We start from the raw sequence: 20,672 nt of genomic DNA, 5'->3' as shown, positions 1-20,672 counted from the left end.
CCAGGCCCGCGGGCACGCACGCCCTCTCCCCTGCGGCGACGCAGGCCGTGATCACCGGCCGCCGCCGTCGTGCGCGCCGGCGCACCGCGGTGACCGTCGCGCTCGCCGTGGGCGTGGTGCTCGTCTTCGCGGCCTCGCTGATGATCGGCAAGACCTTCTACGGCCTCGACGACGTCGTGCGCGTCATCCTCGGTGAGACCGTGCCCGGCGCCTCGTTCACGGTCGGCGAGCTGCGCCTGCCGCGGGCGGTGCTGGCGATCCTCGAGGGAGCCGCCTTCGGCATCGCCGGCGTCACCTTCCAGACGATGCTGCGCAACCCGCTCGCGTCGCCCGACATCATCGGCATCACCGCCGGCGCGAGCGCGGCTGCGGTGTTCGGCATCGTCATCCTGTCGCTGAACGACACCGCCGTCTCGATCCTCGCGGTCGCAGGCGGTCTGCTCACGGCCCTGGCGATCTACCTGCTCTCCAACAAGGGCGGCTTCGCAGGAACGCGTCTGATCCTCATCGGCATCGGCGTGGCCGCCATGCTCGATGCCGTCGTGACGTACGTCCTCTCGAAGGCCGCCTCCTACGACCTGCAGGCCGCCATGCGATGGCTCACCGGCAGCCTCAACGGCGCCACGTGGTCGGCGGTGCTGCCGCTCGCGCTGGCCAGCCTCTTCCTCGTGCCGGCGCTGCTGTCGAGGGGACGCGACCTGAACGTCATGCGCCTCGGCGACGACGCGGCCGCCAGCCTCGGAGTACGCCTGCAGAGCACCCGGGTGATCACGATCGTCGCGGCCGTCGCGCTGCTGGCCTTCGCGACCGCCGCCACCGGGCCGATCGCCTTCGTCGCCTTCATGGCGGGCCCGATCGCGGCGCGCATCGTCGGGCCGGGCGGGTCGCTGCTGTTGCCGTCCGCCCTGGTCGGGGCGCTGCTGGTGCAGCTCGCCGATCTCGTCGGCCAGTTCGCGTTCGACAGCCGCTACCCCGTCGGGGTGATCACCGGCGTGCTCGGCGCACCCTTCCTCATCTACCTCCTCATCAAGACGAATCGAGCGGGAGGCTCGCTATGACCGCATCACACAGCCTGTCGGCCGAAGCCCTGACGCTGTCCTACGGCGACCGCACCATCGTGGAGGACCTCGACCTGGCGATCCCGCCCGGGAGCATCACCGCTATCGTCGGAGCGAACGGTTGCGGCAAGTCCACGCTGCTGCGCGCGCTCGCGCGTCTCATCTCGCCGCGCGCGGGTCAGGTCGTCCTCGATGGCAAGGCGCTGCACGGCCGCCCGACGAAGGAGATCGCGCGGACGCTCGGCCTGCTGCCGCAGAGCCCCCTCGCGCCCGAGGGCATCGCCGTCGCCGATCTGGTCGGGCGCGGACGCCATCCCCATCAGAAGCTGCTCGCACGATGGAGCGCCCACGACTACGAGGTGGTCGCAGGGGCGCTCGCCGCCACCGGCATCGAGGATCTCGCCGACCGCTCGGTCGACGAGCTGTCGGGCGGCCAGCGTCAGCGCGCCTGGATCGCGATGGCGCTCGCGCAGGAGACCGACATCCTCCTGCTCGACGAGCCGACCACCTTCCTCGACGTCGCGCACCAGGTGGAGGTGCTCGACCTGCTCACCGACCTCAACCGCGAACGCGGCACGACGATCGTGATGGTGCTGCACGACATGAACCTCGCCGCGCGCTACTCCGACCACCTCTTCGCGCTGCGCGCCGGACGGATCATCGCGAACGGCGCACCCGGCGACGTCATGACGAGCGAGCTCATTCGCGAGGTGTTCGACCTCGACGCCCTCGTCGTGCCCGATCCGGTGTCCGGCTCGCCGATCGTCCTTCCCCGTGGTCGCCATCACGTCTCCGCCGCACAGCCCGCTACGGCGTCCTTCGGCGTCCCCGCCTCTTCCTGACAGGAGTCCCCATTGTCTGACGCCGATGTGCCCTACCGCTTCTTCCGCGCCCGCGTGACGGCGATCGCCGATGTGACGCCGAGCTTCCGCCGCTTCACCTTCGGCGGCGACGACCTCGGCGACTACGGCGACCCCGGACTCGATCAGCGCGTGAAGATCGTCTTCCCGACGCGCACTCTGGGCCTCGACGCGATGCCGACGGGCGACGACTGGTACGCGCAGTGGCGCGACCTCCCCCACGAGCGGCGCCTGCCGTTCCGCACCTACACGACCCGCTACGTGCGCAACCACCTCAACGAGGTCGATGTCGACATGGTCTCGCACGACGTGATCGGACCGGCATCCGACTGGATCGCCCGCGCCCGTGTCGACGACGAGGTGCTGATCTTCGCGCCGACGGCCGCGCACAGCGGCGTGAGCTTCGGCATCGACTTCGTGCCGCCGGCGCGCGTCGACGCCATCCTGCTCGCCGGCGACGAGACGGCCGCACCGGCCATCGCCGCGATCCTCGAGCAGCTGCCGGCGGACGCCCGCGGGGTGGTCGCCGTCGAGCTTCCGCACGCCGACGACGCCGCGTATCTGCCGCAGCACCCGGGCTTCGAATACCGGATCGGGGCGCGGGGGGACGGCGATCGTCACGCCCACCTGGTCGAGTCGGTGACGGACGCCGCAGCCCGGCTGGCACCCGCCGGCACGGGCTCGGAGGTCGAAGAGGTCGACGTCGACACCGACATCCTCTGGGAGGTGCCGCGTACGGCCAAGGGCGGAGCCGCGCTGAAGAGCGCGCGGCTCTACGCGTGGCTGGCCGGCGAGGCGGGGGCGATCAAGGCACTTCGTCGCCACCTCGTGTCAGAGCGCGGCGTGGACCGTCGCGCCGTGGCCTTCATGGGCTACTGGCGCCTCGGCCGCGCCGAGAATTGAGTCGAGCTGGATCAATGCGAGCGCCAGCGAGCGTTGATGCAGCTCGACTCAAGGTTGAGCGAGCGAAGCGAGTCGAAACCCCTCAGCACCGAGCATGCGTTACCGCGCCGGTGAGACCTCGTGGGCGTGGCCGAGGCGGAGCCCCGGCACGAGGGCCGCGAGGGCGAGCACCACGGCGATGGCGAAGACGGCCGGGAATCCGGCATCCGTCCCCGCCAGCGCAGTGAAGACGAGTCCCATCACCGCGATCGAGGATGCCGAGCCCACGGCGTCCGAGATCGACAGCGCCGACGAGTTGAAGCCCTGGTTCTTCGGGGTGGAGTACGCGAGCGTCAGCACGGTCAGCCGTGGGTACATGAGACCCATGCCGCCTCCGGCGAGACCCCATCCCGCGATCAGCACGGCCGGGTGCAGACCGAGCAGCGCCGTCGCCGCCGCCACCGCCAGCGAGGCCACGAGCAGCGCGATGCCGATCAGCGTGATGCGGGTGTTGCCGATGCGGTCGCCGAACCTGCCCTGCACGTCCGCGGCGGCGGCCCATGCCAACGCGGCGGCGGTGAGGCCGAGTCCCGCCCACGTCGGCGAGAAACCATACTCGTCGATCAGCAGGTAGGGCACGTAGATCTCGGCGCCGAACAGCGCGCCCGCGATCAGCCCGCGCATCAGCACGACGCTCGGCAGGCCGCGTCCGGCGACAAGGGTGCCGCGGGGCAGCAGGGGCCGCGACGCCAGCGCGATGACGCCGACGGATGCCGCCACCGCCGCCCACGCCCACGCCCCCAGTTCGCCCGCGAGGCTAAGGCCCAGGGCTCCGATGGCGACCGCCATCGCACACGCCAGCCGCGGCGCGACGCGTGAAGTGGCGGGCTCATCGGTATGGAGCGGGAGACCGTGAAGGCGCGCCACCACCATCGCGAATGCGACGACGGTCAGTGCGGCCACCCCCAGGAACACCCACCTCCAGTGCAGGAACTCCGTGACGGCACCCGCCAGGAACGGGCCGATGAGCGAGGGCACGACCCAGGCCGCCGAGAAGGCGGCGAAGACGCGGCCGTGCAGGGCGCTCGGATACACGCGGGCGACCACCACGTACAGCGCCACCGTCTGCCCTCCGGTGCCGAGGCCCTGCACGAGGCGTCCCACGACGAGCGTCGGCATCGAGAGGGCGAGGCCCGAGATGAGCAGCCCGGCGACGAACAGCACCACCGCGGTGCTCAGCGGTGCGAGCACACCGCCGCGATCGCACCACGCGCCGACGGCGACCATGCCGATGACGCTCGTGGCGAGCGTTCCCGCGAAGGCCACCGCGTAGAGGCGCTCGCCGTCCAGATCGGCGCTCACCACCGGCATCACCGTGGTCACGGCGAGGGACTGGATGGCCGCGAGGAAGATCAAGGCGACGGCGCCGACCGTCACCCAGACGAACCGGCCCTGCCAGATGCCCGTTGCGGGCTCGGACGCGGTGGTCACGATCGCGCCAGGGCGCCGATGCGCTCCACCGCCTCGCGGAGCAGCTCGGGCGCGCAGCCGAAGTTGATGCGGACGTGCCCCGTGCCCTCGGTGCCGAAGAGAGGCCCGTGATGCAGTGCCACCTTCGCGTCGCGCAGCACCTTCACCGCCGGGTTGTCGCCCCAGCCGTACGCCGACAGGTCGACCCACGCGAGGAAGCCGGCGTCGGGCGGCAGGTAGCGCGCGTGCGGCAGGTGCTCGGCGAGGAGCTCGGCCAGGAGCACGCGATTGTGGGCAAGGGCGGCCAGCAGGCTCTCCAGCCACTCGTCGCTCTCGGGTGAGAAGGCCGCGACGTTCGAGAGCGCGCCGAACAGGCCGGTGCGCCACTCGACCTCCCAGGGCAGGGAGCGCAGCGCCGAGCGCTGCGGGTCACCGCCGGCGACCATCACCGCGCATTTCAGGCCGGCGAGATTGAACGTCTTGCTGGCGCTGGTCACCGCGTAGCCGACCCGCCGCGCCGCCTCCGACGCGGTGAGGAACGGCGTGAAGACCGTCGGTGCATGGGTCAGCGGTCCGTGGATCTCGTCGCTGATCACCGTCGCGCCGAACCCCTCGGCGATATCCGCGAGCGCCGCCAGGCTCTCGGGCGTGTGCACGGTGCCCGTCGGGTTGTGCGGGTTGCACAGCAGCACGGCGCGCGCGCCCCCCGCGAGGGCCGCCTCGACACCGGGGAGGTCGATCTTCCAGCCGGCGTCGCTCGCCGCGAGTGGCACACGCTCGACGACGCCACCGGCTTCTTCCACGGTGTCGTAGAACGGTGGGTACACCGGCGGCATGACCACGACGCGGTCACCGGGCTCGATGACCTTGCGGAGGATCTCGACGACGCCCATCATGACGTCACCCGTCCAGAACACGTCGGACGGATCGACGTTCCACCCCCAGCGACGCTCGGCGAATCCTGCGAAGGCCTCACGGACGCCGGGGTCGGGCGGGGTGTAGCCGGTGTCGCCGAGCTGCACCGCGCGCGTCAGCACGCGCGTGATCTCGGGAGCCAGCGCGTAGTCGGTCTCGGCCACGAAGAACGGCAGCACGTCCTCCCCGTACTTCCGCCATTTCGTGCTGGTGCGCTGGCGCAGCTCGTCGAGGGGCAGTGCGTGCAGGGGGGTGGCGCTCACCATTCGACCCTATCGAGCCGCGATGACATGGCGCCGCCGCGTGTCACCGTGCGAAACGACGGCGCCGCCGGCCCCGGTATGGGCAAGGCCCGTCGTCAGGCGTTGGCGAGGAGATACGAGGTGAGCGACTTCTCGATCGTCGTGAGCCGCTCGGCGCGCGCGCGGACATCGGCGCGCAGCGCCTCGATCTGCTCGAGCAGTGCCGGGCATGCCGCTTCCGATCGTTCTCCCACGGTGCAGGGCAGCACACCCGCGATCAACGCGGTGGGAAGGCCGATGTCCAGGAGGGAACGGATGGTCTCCACCATCGCGACCGAGTTGTCGGGGTACACGCGGTAGCCGTTGGGCAATCGGTCCGACGTCAGCAGCCCCTGCTGTTCGTAGTAGCGCAGCGACCGGACGCTCGCCCCGGTGCGACTGCTCAGCTCTCCGATCTGCACGGCCCCTCCTCGTGTCCTGATGCCCGGCTTGACCCTGACACTGATGTCAGACTCTAGCCTGCCGACATGACGACGACATCACGCCCCGCATCGCCCTCGCGCACCCGCCTCACCACCCCGCTCAGCCAGCCGGATCTCAGCGGTCGTCGCGCCGTGGTCACCGGCGGCACGAGCGGCCTCGGCCTCGTCACGACGCGCGCCTTCGCCGCCTGGGGTGCCTCGGTGGTCGTCGGAGCGCGCGATGTCGAGCGCGCCACTGAGGTGCGTCGGCGCCTCCTCGACGACCTCGGGCTCTCGGCTGACCGGGTGACGGTCGCGCGCCTGGATCTGTTCGACCTCGATTCCGTGGATCGATTCGGACGCGTCGCCGGCGCCGCACCGGTGGATCTGCTCGTGCTGAACGCCGCGAGCAGCAGCGTCCCGTTCCGCACCAGCCGGGAAGGTGTCGAGAGCCAGTTCGCCACCAACCACCTCGGTCACTTCGCCCTCGCCGGTCAGCTGCTCGATCAGCTCGAAGCGGGCGCGGACGCGCGCGTCGTGACGGTCTCCTCGGCGCTGTACACGAGAGGCAGCCTCGACCTCGATCGGCTGGGAGACGCCGCCGGGTACTCCCCCGGGCGCGGATACCTGCGCGCGAAGCTCGCGAACACGATGTTCGCGGCGGAGCTCGAGCGCCGGCTCCGCCGGGCGGAGAGCAGCATCCGCAGCTTCGCCGCCCACCCCGGCATGGCGAGGACACCGCTGCACGGGACGTACCCGTCAGCGACGACCCGCGCCGTCACCGCGCTGCTGGCCCGTGCCATCGGCCGTGAGCCGGAGCCTGCCGATGCGGGCATCCTCGCCGCCGCCACCGCCGCGGACGTGACGCCGGACCTGTTCTGGGGCCCGGTCGGCTCGAGGACCCGGCCCGACGTCGAGGGCGTGCCGTTCGCGCCGGTGGCCACCGACGGGCGTGCAGCCGTCGCGCTGTGGAACGCGTCCATGGCGCTGACCGGGCGGCGCTACCTCGAGGAATAGGTGTGGCGGTGCGTCAGATCGCGAAGCCGAGCGCGCGCATCATGTCGCGCCCGTCATCGGTGATGCGCTCCGGGCCCCACGGCGGCATCCACACCCAGTTGATGCGGAACCGCTCGACGACGTCGTCCAGGGCCTGTGCGGTCTGCTCCTCGAGCACGTCGGTGAGCGGGCAGCCGGCCGACGTGAGGGTCATGTGGATGACCAGCGCGTCGTTCTCGTCGTCCCAGGCGAGGTCGTAGATGAGGCCGAGGTCGACGACGTTGATCCCGAGCTCCGGATCCATGACGTCCTTGAGAGCCTCGGTCACCTCGTCGTACTTCTCGGAAGTGAGGGTCGCCGTCATAGGTCGATCCTACGCTTCGCCGGCGACGGGGGCCCCGGCCGGCTCTTCTTCGCCCGCAGGCAGGAAGCGATCGTATCCCTCGTCCTCGAGGCGGTCGGCCAGCTCGGGGCCGCCCTCCTCGACGATGCGACCCTGCACCATGACGTGCACGAAGTCGGGGTGGATGTAGCGCAGGATGCGGGTGTAGTGCGTGATGAGCAGCACGCCGAGGTCGTTGTCGGCCTTGGCGCGGTTCACGCCCTCCGACACGACCTTCAGAGCGTCGACGTCGAGACCCGAATCGGTCTCGTCGAGCACCGCGATCTGCGGACGCAGCAGCTCGAGCTGGAGGATCTCGTGGCGCTTCTTCTCGCCGCCCGAGAACCCCTCGTTGACGTTGCGCTGCGCGAACTTCGGGTCCATGCGCAGGTTCTTCATGGACGCCTTGACGTCCTTCGTCCACGTGCGGATCGAGGGCGCCTCGCCGTCGATCGCGGTCTTCGCGGTGCGGAGGAAGTTCGTGACGGTGACGCCCGGGATCTCGACCGGGTACTGCATCGCCAGGAACAGACCGGCACGCGCACGCTCGTCCACGGACATCGCCAGGACGTCCTCGCCGTCGAGCGTGATCGTGCCGCTCGTGACGGTGTACTTGGGGTGACCGGCGATCGTGTAGGCGAGCGTCGACTTGCCCGAGCCGTTGGGGCCCATGATGGCGTGGGTCTCACCCGTGCGGATCGTGAGCGACAGACCGTTGAGGATCGGCGTGGTGCCGGCATCCGTCTCGACCGTCACATGGAGGTCGCGGATCTCGAGAACAGACATTCTTCAGTACCTTCTTCAGTTCACTTCGAGCGTGACGGTCGCGTCGACGAGCACGTCATCGCCGTCGACGGTGACCGCGAACACCGGGACCGGCTCGTACGCGGGGAGATTGAGGGGCTTGCCGGTGCGCAGCGAGAACGCCGAGCCGTGAGCCCAGCATTCGAGCGACTCGCCGTCGACGAAGCCTTCGGAGAGCGAGATGTCGCCGTGGGTGCAGACGTCGCCGATCGCGTGCACCTCGCCGCTGGAGTCCAGCACGAGGGCGATCGCGACGCCGTCCACCTCGACCCGGCGGGCCTCGTCCTGGACGAGGTCGCTGAGGGCGCACACGCGCTGCGCGGTCATCGGCCGGCCTCCTTGGCGAGTTCTTCCTCGATCGCGGCGAACAGCTCCGCCTCGAGGTCTGCGACACCGATCTTCTGCACGATCTCGGCGAGGAAGCCGAGCACGACGAGCCGTCGCGCCTCGTCCTCGGCGATGCCGCGCGCCTGCAGGTAGAACAGCTGCTCGTCGTCGAAGCGCCCGGTGGCGCTCGCGTGGCCTGCGCCGCGGATGTCGCCGGTCTCGATCTCGAGGTTCGGGATCGACTCGGCGCGCGCGCCTTCGGTCAGGACGAGGTTGCGGTTGGCCTCGTACGAGTCGGTGCCCACGGCATCCGATCCGATGAGGACGTCGCCGATCCACACGGTGCGCGCCGCCGCGCCCTGCAGCGCGCTCTTGTAGAGCACGTCGCCGGAGGTCTCGGCGCCCTTGTGGTGCAGGTACACCTGGCTCTCGAGGTGCTGCCCCGAGTCGGAGTAGCTGAGGCCGTAGAGCTCGGCGCGCGAGCCGGCGCCGGCGAGCTCGACGGTCGGGTTGACGCGCACGACGCCGCCGCCGAAGCTGACGACGACGTGACGGAGGGTCGCGTCGCGCTCGACGCGCGCCTGGTGCGAGGCGACGTGCACGGCGTCGTCGTCCCACCGCTGCACGGTCACGAGCTCGAGGTGTGCGCCCTCGCGCACGATGATCTCGACGTTCTGCGCATGGTGGGCGGTGCCGCTGTGACGGAAGACCACCGTGGCGTGCGAGTTCGCCTGCGCCTCTACGACGACGTGCGCGTGCGCCAGGCCGCCGGTGCCGGTCAGCGACACCACGATCGGCTCGGTGTACTCGGCGCCGGCCGGGATGCGCAGCAGCGGCGCCTCGGTCTCCTGCTTCCAGGCGATCGCGCTCGGCAGATCCTCGGGGCGGAACACCTCGCCGCGGGGCGCGGTGCCGATCGTCAGACGCTCCTGCACCAGACCGGCCGGGGCGTCGACCTCGACCTGGATGATGCCGTGGGGACCGGCCTCGTCCGCGAACAGCGGCTGGACCTTGGCGATCGGCGTGTGCTTCCAGTTGACCTCGCGGCCGGTGGGCACCTCGAAGTCCGCGGGGTCGAACGACCAGGGACGCTCGGAGCGGGTCTGAACCGGCACGAACGCGCCGGCACCGTCGGTGTGGCCCTTCGCGCCGGGAATGGTGGGGGCCTCAGTGGTGGGGCTCATCTAGCCGACGGATCCTTCCATGCCCATCTCGATGAGCTTGTTGAGTTCGAGCGCGTACTCCATGGGCAGCTCACGCGCGATCGGCTCGATGAAGCCGCGCACGATCATGGCCATGGCTTCGTCCTCGGGCATGCCGCGGCTCATCAGATAGAAGAGCTGCTCCTCGCTCACCTTCGAGACCGTGGCCTCGTGGCCGAGCTGCACGTCGTCCACCCGGATGTCGATCGCGGGGTACGTGTCGGAGCGCGAGATGGTGTCGACCAGCAGCGCGTCGCAGCGGACGGTGTTGGCCGAGTGGTGCGCGTTGGCGTCCACGCGGACCTCGCCGCGGTAGCCCGCACGGCCGCCCCCGCGGGCGATCGACTTCGAGACGATCGACGACTGCGTGTAGGGCGCCATGTGGATCATCTTCGCGCCGGCGTCCTGGTGCTGTCCCGGGCCGGCGAAGGCGACGGAGAGGGTCTCGCCCTTGGCGTGCTCGCCGACCAGGAAGATCGACGGGTACTTCATCGTGACCTTGGACCCGATGTTTCCGTCGATCCACTCCATGGTCGCGCCCTCGTGGGCGATGGCGCGCTTGGTGACGAGGTTGTAGACGTTGTTCGACCAGTTCTGGATCGTCGTGTACCGAACGCGCGCGTTCTTCTTCACGATGATCTCGACGACGGCCGAGTGCAGGGAGTCGCTCTTGTAGATCGGGGCGGTGCAGCCCTCGATGTAGTGCACGTACGAGCCCTCGTCGGCGATGATGAGCGTCCGCTCGAACTGGCCCATGTTCTCGGTGTTGATGCGGAAGTACGCCTGCAGCGGGATCTCGACGTGCACGCCCGGCGGGACGTAGACGAACGAGCCGCCCGACCACACCGCGGTGTTGAGCGCGGCGAACTTGTTGTCGCCGGCCGGGATGACGGTGCCGAAGTACTCCTCGAAGAACTCGGGGTGCTCGCGCAGCGCGGTGTCGGTGTCCATGAAGATGACGCCCTGCGCCTCGAGGTCCTCGCGGATCTGGTGGTACACGACCTCGGACTCGTACTGGGCGGCGACGCCGGCCACCAGGCGCTGACGCTCGGCCTCCGGGATGCCGAGCTTCTCGTACGTGTTGCGGATGTCCTCGGGGAGGTCCTCCCACGACTGCGCCTGCTTCTCAGTGGAGCGCACGAAGTACTTGATGTTGTCGAAGTCGATGTCGCTGAGGTCGGCACCCCACGTCGGCATCGGCTTGCGGCCGAACAGCTGGTAGCCCTTCAGACGGGTCTTCAGCATCCATTCGGGCTCGTTCTTGAGCGCCGAGATGCCGCGCACCACGCCCTCGTCGATGCCGCGTTTCGCCACGGCGCCCGCGGCGTCGGCGTCATGCCACCCGAACTCGTAGACACCCAGGCTGTCCAGCTCCGGGCGGTCGATCAGCACATCAGACATCGTCACGTTCTCCTCCGGGTCCTAGCGGTGTGATCCGCCCCGGCATCCGTGTTCTCCGGTGGAGATACCGGAGGGGGGATGCCGCTTCTCGGGCCCTCTCAAGCGGCGCCGATCATCGCGCCTAGACTGTCAGTGGTGCGCGGTGCCTTGAACTGCACCGCCACCGACCCCTCGATTCTACAGGTTCCACCCCGGCGCGGACGCGCCCCGTGCGTCTCGCACGGCATTCGGAGCCTCTGCCAGGAGGCGACCACCCGCATGTCCGCGCATCAGTCCACGACGACCGCCCCCGGAATCGGGCAGCGCATCTGGCGCTGGCTGCCGGATCGGGTCGACCGGCGCGTGATCGCCGCCGCGTGGGCCACGCTCGTGGTGCAGATCGGCATCGTCGGCACCGGCGGGCTCGTCCGCCTGACCGGCTCGGGACTCGGCTGCGAGACCTGGCCCCGCTGCACCGAGGACTCGTTCGTCCCCGTCCCCGAGGTGTCGGGGGTGCACGGCTTCATCGAGTTCGGCAACCGCCTGCTGACCTTCGTGCTGGTCGCGGTCGCGATCATCATGTTCCTGTTCGTCGTGCGGATGCGCCGGGAGCGCCGCGACCTCTTCTGGCTCTCGCTGCTGATCGGCCTCTACGTGCCGCTGCAGGCGGTCATCGGCGGCATCACGGTGCTCACGAACCTCAATCCCTACGTGGTGGGTCTGCACTATTTCGCCTCGGTGCTGCTGGTCGCGCTGGCGACCGTCCTCGTCGTGCGCGTGTACGCCGAGCCCGGCCCGCGCGTGCTCGCCGTGCCCCGCTGGTACGCGGCGGTGACGCACATCACGACGGCCTTCGTGCTCCTGACGGTCGTGGTCGGCATCCTCGTGACCGGCTCCGGCCCGCACGCGGGGGACGGCGGCGCCGCACGCAACGGGCTGAACCCCGAGCTGATGCAGCACATCCACGCCTGGCCGGGGTACATCACCTTCGCGCTCACGCTGGTGCTCGTGGCCGGCTCGTGGCGCACTCCCCCTGCCCTGCGCCTGCGCCTCTGGACGCTGCTGCTCCTCGCGGTCGAGCTCGTGCAGATCGTCATCGGGCTCTGGCAGGCGCGCACGGGTCTGCCGATCGTGCTGGTCAACATCCACATGGTGCTCGCCGTCGGACTCGTCGCGGCGATGACCGCCGTGGTCATGCATCTGAAGGCGCCGGCAGCCGCGGCCGTCCACAGCTGATCCATAGCAACCCGATTGGCGCCGCACGGAGTCCTTTGCCAGGGTGGGATGCCGCGGCCACCACGGGTCGCGCATCCCGAGGAGTGATCGACACATGTCCACCCGTCCCCGTCTCACCCGCAGCATCCCGTTCTGGGGCCTCGTCGTCGTCTCGCTGGCGACCGTCGCCGGCGGCTGGTTCATCACCACCGACAAGATCGCCTCGATGACGTCGACGCTGACCGACGGCACCGCGACCGGTGTCGACGTGTACGTCGGCCAGTCGATGGCCCAGCTCGGCGGCATCCTCATCGGCGCCGGCATCGTCGGCATCCTCCTCTCGCTCGGCATCGCCGCTCTCTCGACGCTGCGCCCGCACGCGCCGGTCGAGGTCGTCGAGCCCATCGACTGGGACTCCGAGGCCGACACCACCGGAGCCGTCAGCACCGACGCCCAGCCCGCCGTCGCGGCGGAGCCGGCCGAAAAGGTCGACGCACCCGTCGCCTCGCGCTGACACCACCTCGAAGCCGCAGGGAGTCCCGTACTCCCTGCGGCTTCGGCGTGTCCGGCCCCGACGCGACCTCAGGCGGACGAACGCGCCCGCGCCGCCTGCCCCCGCAGCCGCTGCCGCTCCGCCTCGGTCCCGGCGAGGAGGGCGGCAGCGGCGTAGGCGTCCGCCGCCTCGTCCCAACGGCCGAGGTCCATGAGGAACGCGGCTCGCGCCGCGGGAAGATACGGATACCGCGCGAGCGCGGGGTCGTCGGCGACGGCGTCGACGGCGGCAATGCCCGCGGCAGGCCCGTCGCGCATGCCCACGGCGACCGCGCTGTTGAGCGCGACGACGGGACTCTGCCAGGCCTGCGCGAGCAGCCGGTACAGGTCGGCGATCCTCGCCCAGTCGGTGTCGCCCCACGTCGGCGCCTGCGCGTGCTCGGCGGCGATCGCCGCCGAGATCGCAAAGCGGTCCACCGCTCCCGCCGACGCCGTCGCGAGAAGGGCGATCCCCTCGTCGATGAGCGCCGAATCCCACCTCGAGCGATCCTGGTCGGCGAGCAGCTCCTCGCGTGTGGCGCGCCGGGCGTCGATCAGGAGCATGAGGGCCAGCAGACCCGCCACCGAGCGATCGGCGGGGAGCAGACCGTGCAGCAGGCGGGTGAGCGCGACGGCCTCCTCCACGAGGTCCGCGCGCACGACGGCGTCTCCGGAAGGAGGCGCGTGCCCCACCGTGAAGACCAGGTAGAGGACGTCGCACACCACCGCCACACGGTCCGGCAGCTCCCACGCGTCGGGCACCCGGAATGGGATGCGCGCGGTGGCGATCTTGTGCTTCGCGCGCGTCACGCGTGCCGCCATCGCCGACTCCCCCACGAGGAAGGCCGCCGCGACGTCGCCGGTCGACACGCCGCACACCAGGCGCAGCGTGAGGGCGACCTGCGCCTCCCGCGCCAGGGCGGGGTGGCAGCAGGTGAAGATCAGCCGCAGCCGATCGTCCGAATGCCACGACGCGCCGTCGTCCGTCGGAGCCTCGCGGACGAGCAGCGGAAGCCGGCGCCGAAGCGCCGCGTCCCGCCGCAGCACGTCTCTTGCACGGTTCGCCGCGACGGTCGTCAGCCAGGCACCGGGACGATCCGGGATGCCGCGCCTCGGCCACACCTCGACGGCCCTCGCGAACGCCTCCTGCGCGCACTCCTCGGCGAGGTCCAGGTCGCCGGTCAGCCGGGCCGTCGACGCGACGACCGCCGCCCACTCGGCGCGGTGCGCATCGGCGAGGGCGGCACCGACCTGCGCGGCAGGAGCGGTCGGCGAAGCAGCCCGGCCCGCGCGGCCGGGAGCTCCCCCGAGCGCGCCGGCGCCGGATGAAGGAGACGTGGGCACCATCGCTCAGGAGTGATCGACGAGCGGTTGCACCTGCACGCCGCCGTGGCCCTCGGTGGTCTCGTGCAGCAGTCCGGCGAGACCGAGCGCCGCATCCAGGTCGGGCACGTCGACGACGTAGAACCCGCCGAGGACCTCCTTCGTCTCCAGGAACGGGCCGTCGGTCACGAGCGGCCTGTCTCCCCTGGCTCGCAGGGTGGTCGCCATACGGCTCGACTCGAGTTCACCCGAGGCGACGATCGCCGACCCGGCCCGTTCGCGGAACGCGCCGTGCGCGGCATCCACCGCCCGCTTCTCATCGTCGCTGCGGGCATCCCACTGCGCCTCGTCGCCGTAGATCAGGATCAGATACTGCGCCATGTCGTCCTCCTTCGTCGTCGAGAGGCATTGTGCCCCTCATTGATCCGACGAACGAGCCCCCGCCGCAATCGACAGGGGCTCGGGATCAGAACGGCAGCAGCGGGTCGACCGCGATGGCGACGAAGAGCAGCGTCAGATAGGTGATCGAGGCGTGGAACACGCGCATCGGACGCGGCTCGGTTCCCCGCACCGCGCGGTTGTAGAGCACGTGCGACTCGTAGATGAACCAGCCGCCGAAGACCACGGCCGACACCGTGTACACCAGCCCCATGCCGGCGACGGGGATCAGCAGCAGCGAGCAGACGACGGTGGCCCACGCGTACAGGATGACCTGAAGGCCGACCTGCGAACCGCCGCGGGTCGCGCCGAGCATCGGCACCTGGACGCCTTCGTACTGCTCCCTGTACTTCATCGACAGCGGCCAGTAGTGCGGCGGCGTCCAGAGGAAGACGAGAGCGAACAGGATGACGGGGGGCCACGCCAGCGAACCCGTCACGGCCGTCCAGCCGATCACCACCGGGAAGCAGCCGGCGATGCCGCCCCACACGATGTTCTGCTCGGTGCGGCGCTTGAGGATCATCGTGTAGATCACGACATAGAAGAAGATGGCGACGGCGGACAGCGTCGCTGCGAGCCAGTTCGTGGTGAGCCAGAGCCACACCGTCGAGAACACCGCGAGCGACCAGGCGAAGATCAGCGCGCCCCGGGGCGACACCTCTCCGGTCACGAGGGGCCGGTTCACCGTGCGCTGCATGTGCGCGTCGATGTCGCGGTCGAGGTACATGTTGAAGGCGGCGGCCGAGCCGGCGCTGGCCGTGCCGCCGATGACGGTCGCCACGACGAGCCAGACGTCGGGGAAGCCGCCCTGCGCCAGGATCATCACCGGAACGGTGGTGACGAGCAGCAGTTCGAGCACGCGCGGCTTCATCAGCGCGACATAGGCGCGGACGGTGCGACCGAAGCTCTGCCGAGGCCGGCGGGGTGTGTCGAGGGTCCCCACAGGAGTGGGAACGGCCGCAGCCCCGGCCGTCTTCGTGCTGTCCATGACCCCCGCAATCGCCGCCTGCAGATTCCCGCCAAGTCTAGGGCATCGGCGTGTCGCGCCCCGCGCCGGGACCCCTCGACCCTCCCGCGGAGGATCACATCGCCGCGCAGCCCGTGGTGAGCAGAACGTGACCCCCGCGACACCGGGATGTCATCGACGGCGTGGCGGCCTTCGCAAGACTGCGACACATACAGATCTCGCATGGCCTCGGTGGCCCACCCCTTCGCTATGCTGAGAAACACGCGCGCCCGTCGCCGATTCCCCCTTCTCCATCCGGACAAGGGCCGCGATCCGGCCACATTCTGGGCGCACCTCCTCGAGAAAGGCGGCCCGGTGTCGGAACTGCGTTGGGATGAGATCGATCGGCGCGCGGTGGACACTGCCCGCGTCCTGGCTGCGGATGCGGTGGAGAAGGTCGGCAACGGCCACCCCGGCACCGCGATGAGCCTGGCGCCGGCGGCGTACCTGCTCTACCAGCGCGTGCTGCGGCACGACCCCGCCGACACCCATTGGGTCGGGCGCGACCGGTTCATCCTGTCGGCCGGGCACTCCTCGCTCACCCAGTACGTGCAGCTCTACCTCGGCGGGTTCGGGCTCGAGCTCGACGACCTGAAGGCGCTGCGCACCTGGGGCTCGCTCACGCCCGGCCACCCGGAGTACGGGCACACCAAGGGCGTCGAGATCACGACCGGCCCCCTCGGCCAGGGCCTCGCGTCCGCCGTGGGCTTCGCCTACGCCGCGCGCTACGAGCGCGGCCTGTTCGATCCGGACGCCGCCGCCGGCACGTCGCCGTTCGACCACCACATCTACGTGATCGCCGGTGACGGCGACCTGCAGGAGGGCATCACCTCCGAGGCGTCGTCGCTCGCCGGTCACCAGGCCCTCGGCAACCTCATCGCGATCTACGACTCGAACCAGATCTCGATCGAGGACGACACCAACGTCGCCTTCACCGAGGACGTCGCCAAGCGCTACGAGGCCTACGGCTGGCAGGTGCAGGTCGTGGACTGGAAGAAGACGGGCGAGTACGTCGAGGACGTCGCCGAACTGCACGCGGCGCTCGAGGCGGCCAAGGGCGAGACGGCGAAGCCGTCGCTCATCATCCTCCGCACCATCATCGGCTGGCCCTCGCCCGGCAAGCAGAACACGGGCAAGATCCACGGCTCCGCGCTGGGCGGCGACGAGCTCGCCGCGACGAAGAAGGTCCTCGGATTCGACCCTGAGCAGTCCTTCGTCGTCGCCGACGACATCCTCGCGCACACGCGCTCGCTGAAGGACCGCGCCGCCGAGGAGCGCGCGGCCTGGCAGGAGTCGTTCGACTCCTGGGCGGCCGCGAACCCCGAGCGCAAGGCGCTGTTCGACCGTCTCGAGGCCGGCGACCTGCCCGATGATGTGGCATCCGCTCTCCCCTCTTTCGAGGCCGGCAAGGACGTCTCCACGCGCGCCGCGTCGGGCGTCGTGATCAACGCCCTCGCCGCCGAGCTGCCGGAGCTGTGGGGCGGCTCCGCTGACCTCGCCGAGTCGAACCTCACGACGATCAAGGACGCGAAGTCGTTCATTCCGTCCGAGTGGTCGACGCACGAGTGGTCGGGCGACCCGTACGGCCGGGTGCTGCACTTCGGCATCCGCGAGCACGCGATGGGCGCGATCGTCAACGGCATCAAGCTGCACGGTCCGACCCGCCCGTTCGGCGGCACGTTCCTGATCTTCAGCGACTACATGCGCCCCTCGGTGCGCCTGGCCGCGCTGATGGACATCCCGTCGATCTTCGTGTGGACGCACGACTCGGTCGCGCTCGGCGAGGACGGACCGACCCACCAGCCGGTCGAGCAGCTCGCGACGCTGCGCGCCATCCCGAACTTCACCGTCGTGCGCCCGGCCGATGCGAACGAGACCTCGGCCGCATGGCTCGAGATCGTGCGTCGCCAGGGAGGACCCGTGGGCATCGCGCTCACCCGTCAGAACATCCCGGTGTTCGAGCGGGGCACGGGCGAGGCCGACGGCGACGTCTTCGCGTCGACGGACGGCGTCGCGAAGGGCGCGTACGTCCTCGCCGAGGCGCCGGGCGGCACGCCCGACGTCATCCTCATCGCGACGGGCTCCGAGGTGCAGCTGGCGGTCTCCGCCCGCGAGACGCTGGCCGCCGAGGGCGTGAACGCCCGCGTGGTGTCGGCGCCGTCGCTGGAGTGGTTCGACGAGCAGGATGCCGCCTACCGCGAGCAGGTGCTCCCCACCGCGGTGAAGGCGCGCGTGTCGGTCGAGGCCGGCTCGGCGCTCACCTGGCGCGGCATCGTCGGCGACGCCGGCCGCTCCGTCGCGATCGACCACTTCGGTGCGTCGGCCGATTACAAGACCCTGTTCCAGAAGTTCGGCATCACCGCCGACGCCGTCGTCGAAGCCGCCCGCGCCACCATCGCGGCCGCTTCGTCGGCAGAGTAAGCACGAGGAGAAGGCAGCATGAGCACCCCCACCGAGAAGCTGGTCGCCGAAGGCGTGAGCATCTGGCTCGACGACCTGTCGCGCGAGCGCATCACGTCGGGCAATCTGACCGAGCTCATCTCGACGCGCAACGTCAGCGGCGTCACGACGAACCCGACGATCTTCCAGGGCGCCATCGGCGGCGGCGGTCACGCGTACGCCGCCCAGATCACGGAGCTCGCCGCGGCCGGCGCATCGGTCGACGACGCGATCTTCGCCGCGACCACCGACGACGTGCGCGACGCGGCGGACATCTTCCGCCCGGTCTACGACGCGACCGACGGCATCGACGGTCGCGTGTCGATCGAGGTCTCCCCCGACCTCGCCCACGACACCGACGCGACGATCGCGCAGGCCAAGGAGCTGTGGGCGAAGGTCGACCGCCCCAACGTGCACATCAAGATCCCTGCGACGAAGGCCGGCCTGCCGGCCATCACCGCGGTGCTGGCCGAGGGCATCTCGGTCAATGTCACGCTGATCTTCAGCCTGGAGCGCTACTCCGAGGTCATCGACGCCTACCTGTCGGGTCTCGAGCAGGCCCAGGCGAACGGCCACGACATCTCCAAGATCCACTCGGTCGCGTCGTTCTTCGTCTCGCGCGTGGACACGGAGGTCGACAGGCGGCTCGTCGCCGTCGGCACGGACGAGGCCACCGCGCTCAAGTCGCTCGCCGGCGTCGCGAACGCGCGCCTCGCGTACGAGCTGTTCGAGCAGGAGTTCGCCAGCGACCGCGCGAAGGCGCTGACGGATGCCGGCGCCCACGTCCAGCGGCCGCTCTGGGCCTCGACCGGCGTCAAGGACCCCTCGCTGCCCGACACCCTCTACGTGACGGAGCTCGTCGCCCGCGGCACCGTCAACACGATGCCCGAGAAGACGCTCGAGGCGACCTTCGACCACGGCCAGATCGCCGGGGACGCGGTCACCGGCACCTACACGGCCGCGCACGAGGTCTTCGACCGCCTCGCCGCCGTCGGTGTGGACTTCGCCGACGTCACCCAGGTGCTCGAAGACGAAGGGGTCGACAAGTTCATCGCCTCCTGGCACGACCTGCAGGGCACCGTGAAGACGGCGCTCGAGGACGCGCTCCAGGCCACCCGATGAGCTTCGACATCCACCTCAGCGGACACGTCAAGTCGGTCGTCGAGGCCACGCTGCCCGAGCTCGTCTCGAGCCTCGTGGCGTCGGGCATCACCGGCGGCGACGCGTCGCTGTGGGGTCCCGACGCCGAGGACGAGGCCTCGCGCCGCCTCGGCTGGGTCGAGGCCGTCAGCGTCTCGCGCCCGCTGGTGCCGGAGATCCTGGCGCTCCGCGAGCGGCTGCGCTCGCGCAACGTCACACGGATCGTGCTCGCGGGAATGGGCGGCTCGTCGCTCGCCCCCGAGGTCATCGCGCAGACATCCGGCGTGCCGCTGGTGATCCTGGACTCCACGGCTCCCGGTCAGGTGCTCGCCGCGATCGACGGCGACTCCCAGGCCGGCGACCTCACCCGCACCGCTCTGGTCGTCTCGTCGAAGTCGGGATCGACGGTCGAGACCGATTCCGCCAAGCGGGCGTTCGAGGCCGCGTTCCGCGACCTGGGCATCGACCCCGCCGAGCGCATCATCGTCGTGACCGACCCGGGCTCGCCGCTCGACCAGGAGGCCCGCGCGGACGGCTACACCGTCTTCAACGCCGACCCGACCGTCGGCGGCCGCTACTCCGCCCTCACCGCCTTCGGGCTGGTGCCCTCGGGTCTCGCGGGCGCCGACATCTCCGAGCTCCTCGACGAGGCCGAGGCGACGCTGCTCGAGGTGTCCATCGACAGCCCCGACAACCCCGCACTGGTGCTCGCGGCCGCGATCGCCGGCGGCCAGCCTCGCAAGGACAAGCTGGGCCTGGTCACCGACGGCACCCACATCGTGGGCCTGCCGGACTGGATCGAGCAGCTCGTCGCCGAGTCCACCGGCAAGGAGGGCACCGGCATCCTTCCCGTCGTCCTGCTGCCGGTCTCTCCGGAGGTCGACGCGAAGCCGGCCGATCTGCAGATCGTCCGGTTCGTCGACGAGGCGAAGCAGTTCCACCTGTTCGAGCACCACGAGGGCGAGCTGCTCGTGAGCGGCTCGCTCGGTGCGCAGCTGGTGGTCTGGGAGTACGCCACGGCGATCGCGGGACGGATGCTCGGCATCAATCCCTTCGATCAGCCCGATGTCGAGTCCGCCAAGGTGGCTGCGCGCGGCCTTCTCGACGCGCGTCCCGCACCCACCGCGCCGGCGTTCGCTGTGGAGGGCGTCGAGGTGCGCGTGTCGGAGCCGGCGCTCGCGGCATCCGGAACCGTCGCCGGCGTGCTCGACGCGCTGTGGGCACGTCTGCCCGAGGACGGCTACGTCGCGATCCACGCGTACGTCAACCGGCTCGAGCTGTCGCAGCTCGCGGGCCTGCGCGAGCTGGTCGCGGCCGACTCCGGTCGGCCCACGACGTTCGGCTGGGGACCGCGGTTCCTGCACTCGACGGGCCAGTTCCACAAGGGCGGCCCCGCGAACGGCGTCTTCGTGCAGATCCTCGAGCAGACCGACGTCGACCTCGAGATCCCGGGCCGGCCGTTCACGTTCGGTCAGCTCATCCAGGCGCAGGCTGCCGGAGATGCGGCCGTTCTCGCCGATGGCCACGGCCGACCCGTCGTGACCCTGACCCTCACCGATCCCCAGATCGAAGTGCTCTCGCTCTTCGAAGCGGCCCAGTAG

20 protein-coding genes are annotated in these 20,672 nt (G+C 70.4%); 9 read left to right on the top strand and 11 right to left on the bottom strand.

What is annotated here, in order from left to right; genetic code table 11:
- The first annotated feature begins 47 nt into the window (after window positions 1–47).
- From ABG085_RS08420 to ABG085_RS08410, 3 genes are read left to right on the top strand one after another with little or no spacing between them, the layout of a single operon-like run.
- Window positions 48–1,058, top strand: coding sequence for an iron chelate uptake ABC transporter family permease subunit (locus ABG085_RS08420; RefSeq protein WP_347979148.1), 1,011 nt, complete (start codon window positions 48–50; stop codon window positions 1,056–1,058).
- Complete coding sequence (locus ABG085_RS08415; RefSeq protein ID WP_347978933.1) at window positions 1,055–1,900, top strand: ABC transporter ATP-binding protein; 846 nt, start codon at window positions 1,055–1,057, stop codon at window positions 1,898–1,900. Before ABG085_RS08420 ends, ABG085_RS08415 begins: the two co-directional genes overlap by 4 nt.
- A 12-nt stretch (window positions 1,901–1,912) precedes the next feature.
- The gene (locus ABG085_RS08410) at window positions 1,913–2,821 is read left to right on the top strand and encodes a siderophore-interacting protein (RefSeq protein WP_347978932.1); all 909 of its coding nucleotides are present in this window, start codon (window positions 1,913–1,915) and stop codon (window positions 2,819–2,821) included.
- Window positions 2,822–2,920: 99 nt separating this feature from the next.
- On the opposite strand, the gene ABG085_RS08405 is transcribed toward ABG085_RS08410, so the two are convergent.
- From ABG085_RS08405 to ABG085_RS08395, 3 genes are all read right to left on the bottom strand, one after another.
- Window positions 2,921–4,291, bottom strand: a complete 1,371-nt coding sequence (locus tag ABG085_RS08405) for an MFS transporter (protein WP_347978931.1) — start codon at window positions 4,289–4,291, stop codon at window positions 2,921–2,923.
- On the bottom strand, window positions 4,288–5,448 hold the full coding sequence (locus ABG085_RS08400; protein ID WP_347978930.1) for an aminotransferase class I/II-fold pyridoxal phosphate-dependent enzyme: 1,161 nt from the start codon (window positions 5,446–5,448) through the stop codon (window positions 4,288–4,290). The genes ABG085_RS08405 and ABG085_RS08400 overlap by 4 nt, the downstream gene beginning before the upstream one ends.
- A gap of 95 nt (window positions 5,449–5,543) precedes the next feature.
- Window positions 5,544–5,888, bottom strand: a complete 345-nt coding sequence (locus tag ABG085_RS08395; RefSeq protein WP_347978929.1) for a MerR family transcriptional regulator — start codon at window positions 5,886–5,888, stop codon at window positions 5,544–5,546.
- A gap of 66 nt (window positions 5,889–5,954) precedes the next feature.
- Between ABG085_RS08395 and ABG085_RS08390 the strand changes: the two genes are divergently transcribed.
- The gene (locus tag ABG085_RS08390; RefSeq protein WP_347978928.1) at window positions 5,955–6,905 is read left to right on the top strand and encodes an SDR family NAD(P)-dependent oxidoreductase; all 951 of its coding nucleotides are present in this window, start codon (window positions 5,955–5,957) and stop codon (window positions 6,903–6,905) included.
- Window positions 6,906–6,918: 13 nt separating this feature from the next.
- On the opposite strand, the gene ABG085_RS08385 is transcribed toward ABG085_RS08390, so the two are convergent.
- The 5 genes from ABG085_RS08385 to sufB are packed head-to-tail and all read right to left on the bottom strand — an operon-like array spanning window position 6,919 to window position 11,000.
- Window positions 6,919–7,248, bottom strand: a complete 330-nt coding sequence (locus ABG085_RS08385) for a metal-sulfur cluster assembly factor (protein WP_163619470.1) — start codon at window positions 7,246–7,248, stop codon at window positions 6,919–6,921.
- Window positions 7,249–7,257: 9 nt separating this feature from the next.
- The gene (sufC, locus tag ABG085_RS08380) at window positions 7,258–8,052 is read right to left on the bottom strand and encodes a Fe-S cluster assembly ATPase SufC (RefSeq protein WP_347978927.1); all 795 of its coding nucleotides are present in this window, start codon (window positions 8,050–8,052) and stop codon (window positions 7,258–7,260) included.
- A gap of 15 nt (window positions 8,053–8,067) precedes the next feature.
- Window positions 8,068–8,397 carry a non-heme iron oxygenase ferredoxin subunit gene (locus ABG085_RS08375; protein WP_163619466.1) on the bottom strand — a complete coding sequence of 110 codons (330 nt, stop codon included), beginning with the start codon at window positions 8,395–8,397 and terminating at the stop codon, window positions 8,068–8,070.
- The gene (sufD, locus tag ABG085_RS08370) at window positions 8,394–9,581 is read right to left on the bottom strand and encodes a Fe-S cluster assembly protein SufD (RefSeq protein ID WP_347978926.1); all 1,188 of its coding nucleotides are present in this window, start codon (window positions 9,579–9,581) and stop codon (window positions 8,394–8,396) included. Before sufD ends, ABG085_RS08375 begins: the two co-directional genes overlap by 4 nt.
- Window positions 9,582–11,000 (bottom strand): Fe-S cluster assembly protein SufB, encoded by a 1,419-nt coding sequence (sufB, locus tag ABG085_RS08365; protein ID WP_347978925.1) that lies wholly within the window; start codon window positions 10,998–11,000, stop codon window positions 9,582–9,584.
- A gap of 258 nt (window positions 11,001–11,258) precedes the next feature.
- Here sufB and ABG085_RS08360 point away from each other — a divergent pair, with 258 nt between their 5' ends.
- Both ABG085_RS08360 and ABG085_RS08355 read left to right on the top strand, forming a co-directional pair.
- Window positions 11,259–12,215 (top strand): COX15/CtaA family protein, encoded by a 957-nt coding sequence (locus tag ABG085_RS08360; RefSeq protein WP_347978924.1) that lies wholly within the window; start codon window positions 11,259–11,261, stop codon window positions 12,213–12,215.
- 94 nt (window positions 12,216–12,309) lie between these two features.
- The gene (locus ABG085_RS08355; protein ID WP_347978923.1) at window positions 12,310–12,708 is read left to right on the top strand and encodes a dinucleotide-utilizing enzyme; all 399 of its coding nucleotides are present in this window, start codon (window positions 12,310–12,312) and stop codon (window positions 12,706–12,708) included.
- A gap of 68 nt (window positions 12,709–12,776) precedes the next feature.
- On the opposite strand, the gene ABG085_RS08350 is transcribed toward ABG085_RS08355, so the two are convergent.
- From ABG085_RS08350 to ABG085_RS08340, 3 genes are all read right to left on the bottom strand, one after another.
- Window positions 12,777–14,072: a DUF6596 domain-containing protein gene (locus tag ABG085_RS08350; RefSeq protein ID WP_347978922.1), complete on the bottom strand. Its 1,296-nt coding sequence runs from the start codon at window positions 14,070–14,072 to the stop codon at window positions 12,777–12,779.
- A 3-nt stretch (window positions 14,073–14,075) separates the two neighbouring features.
- Entirely contained in the window at window positions 14,076–14,429 is a 354-nt protein-coding gene (locus tag ABG085_RS08345) for a YciI family protein (RefSeq protein ID WP_347978921.1), read from the bottom strand.
- An 85-nt stretch (window positions 14,430–14,514) separates the two neighbouring features.
- Complete coding sequence (locus ABG085_RS08340) at window positions 14,515–15,474, bottom strand: heme o synthase (protein WP_347978920.1); 960 nt, start codon at window positions 15,472–15,474, stop codon at window positions 14,515–14,517.
- A gap of 333 nt (window positions 15,475–15,807) precedes the next feature.
- Here ABG085_RS08340 and tkt point away from each other — a divergent pair, with 333 nt between their 5' ends.
- Genes tkt through ABG085_RS08325 form a run of 3 tightly spaced genes read left to right on the top strand, consistent with a single transcriptional unit; the run spans window position 15,808 to window position 20,672 of the window.
- A complete protein-coding gene (gene tkt, locus ABG085_RS08335; RefSeq protein WP_347978919.1) occupies window positions 15,808–17,913 on the top strand; it encodes a transketolase in 2,106 nt (701 codons plus the stop codon).
- A gap of 18 nt (window positions 17,914–17,931) precedes the next feature.
- The gene (tal, locus tag ABG085_RS08330) at window positions 17,932–19,053 is read left to right on the top strand and encodes a transaldolase (protein WP_347978918.1); all 1,122 of its coding nucleotides are present in this window, start codon (window positions 17,932–17,934) and stop codon (window positions 19,051–19,053) included.
- Window positions 19,050–20,672 (top strand): glucose-6-phosphate isomerase, encoded by a 1,623-nt coding sequence (locus ABG085_RS08325; RefSeq protein WP_347978917.1) that lies wholly within the window; start codon window positions 19,050–19,052, stop codon window positions 20,670–20,672. The genes tal and ABG085_RS08325 overlap by 4 nt, the downstream gene beginning before the upstream one ends.

This window comes from Microbacterium sp. ProA8 (genome assembly GCF_039905635.1).
Classification (GTDB): Bacteria; Actinomycetota; Actinomycetes; order Actinomycetales; family Microbacteriaceae; genus Microbacterium; species Microbacterium chionoecetis.
This window is presented reverse-complemented; position numbering and strand designations above follow the sequence as displayed.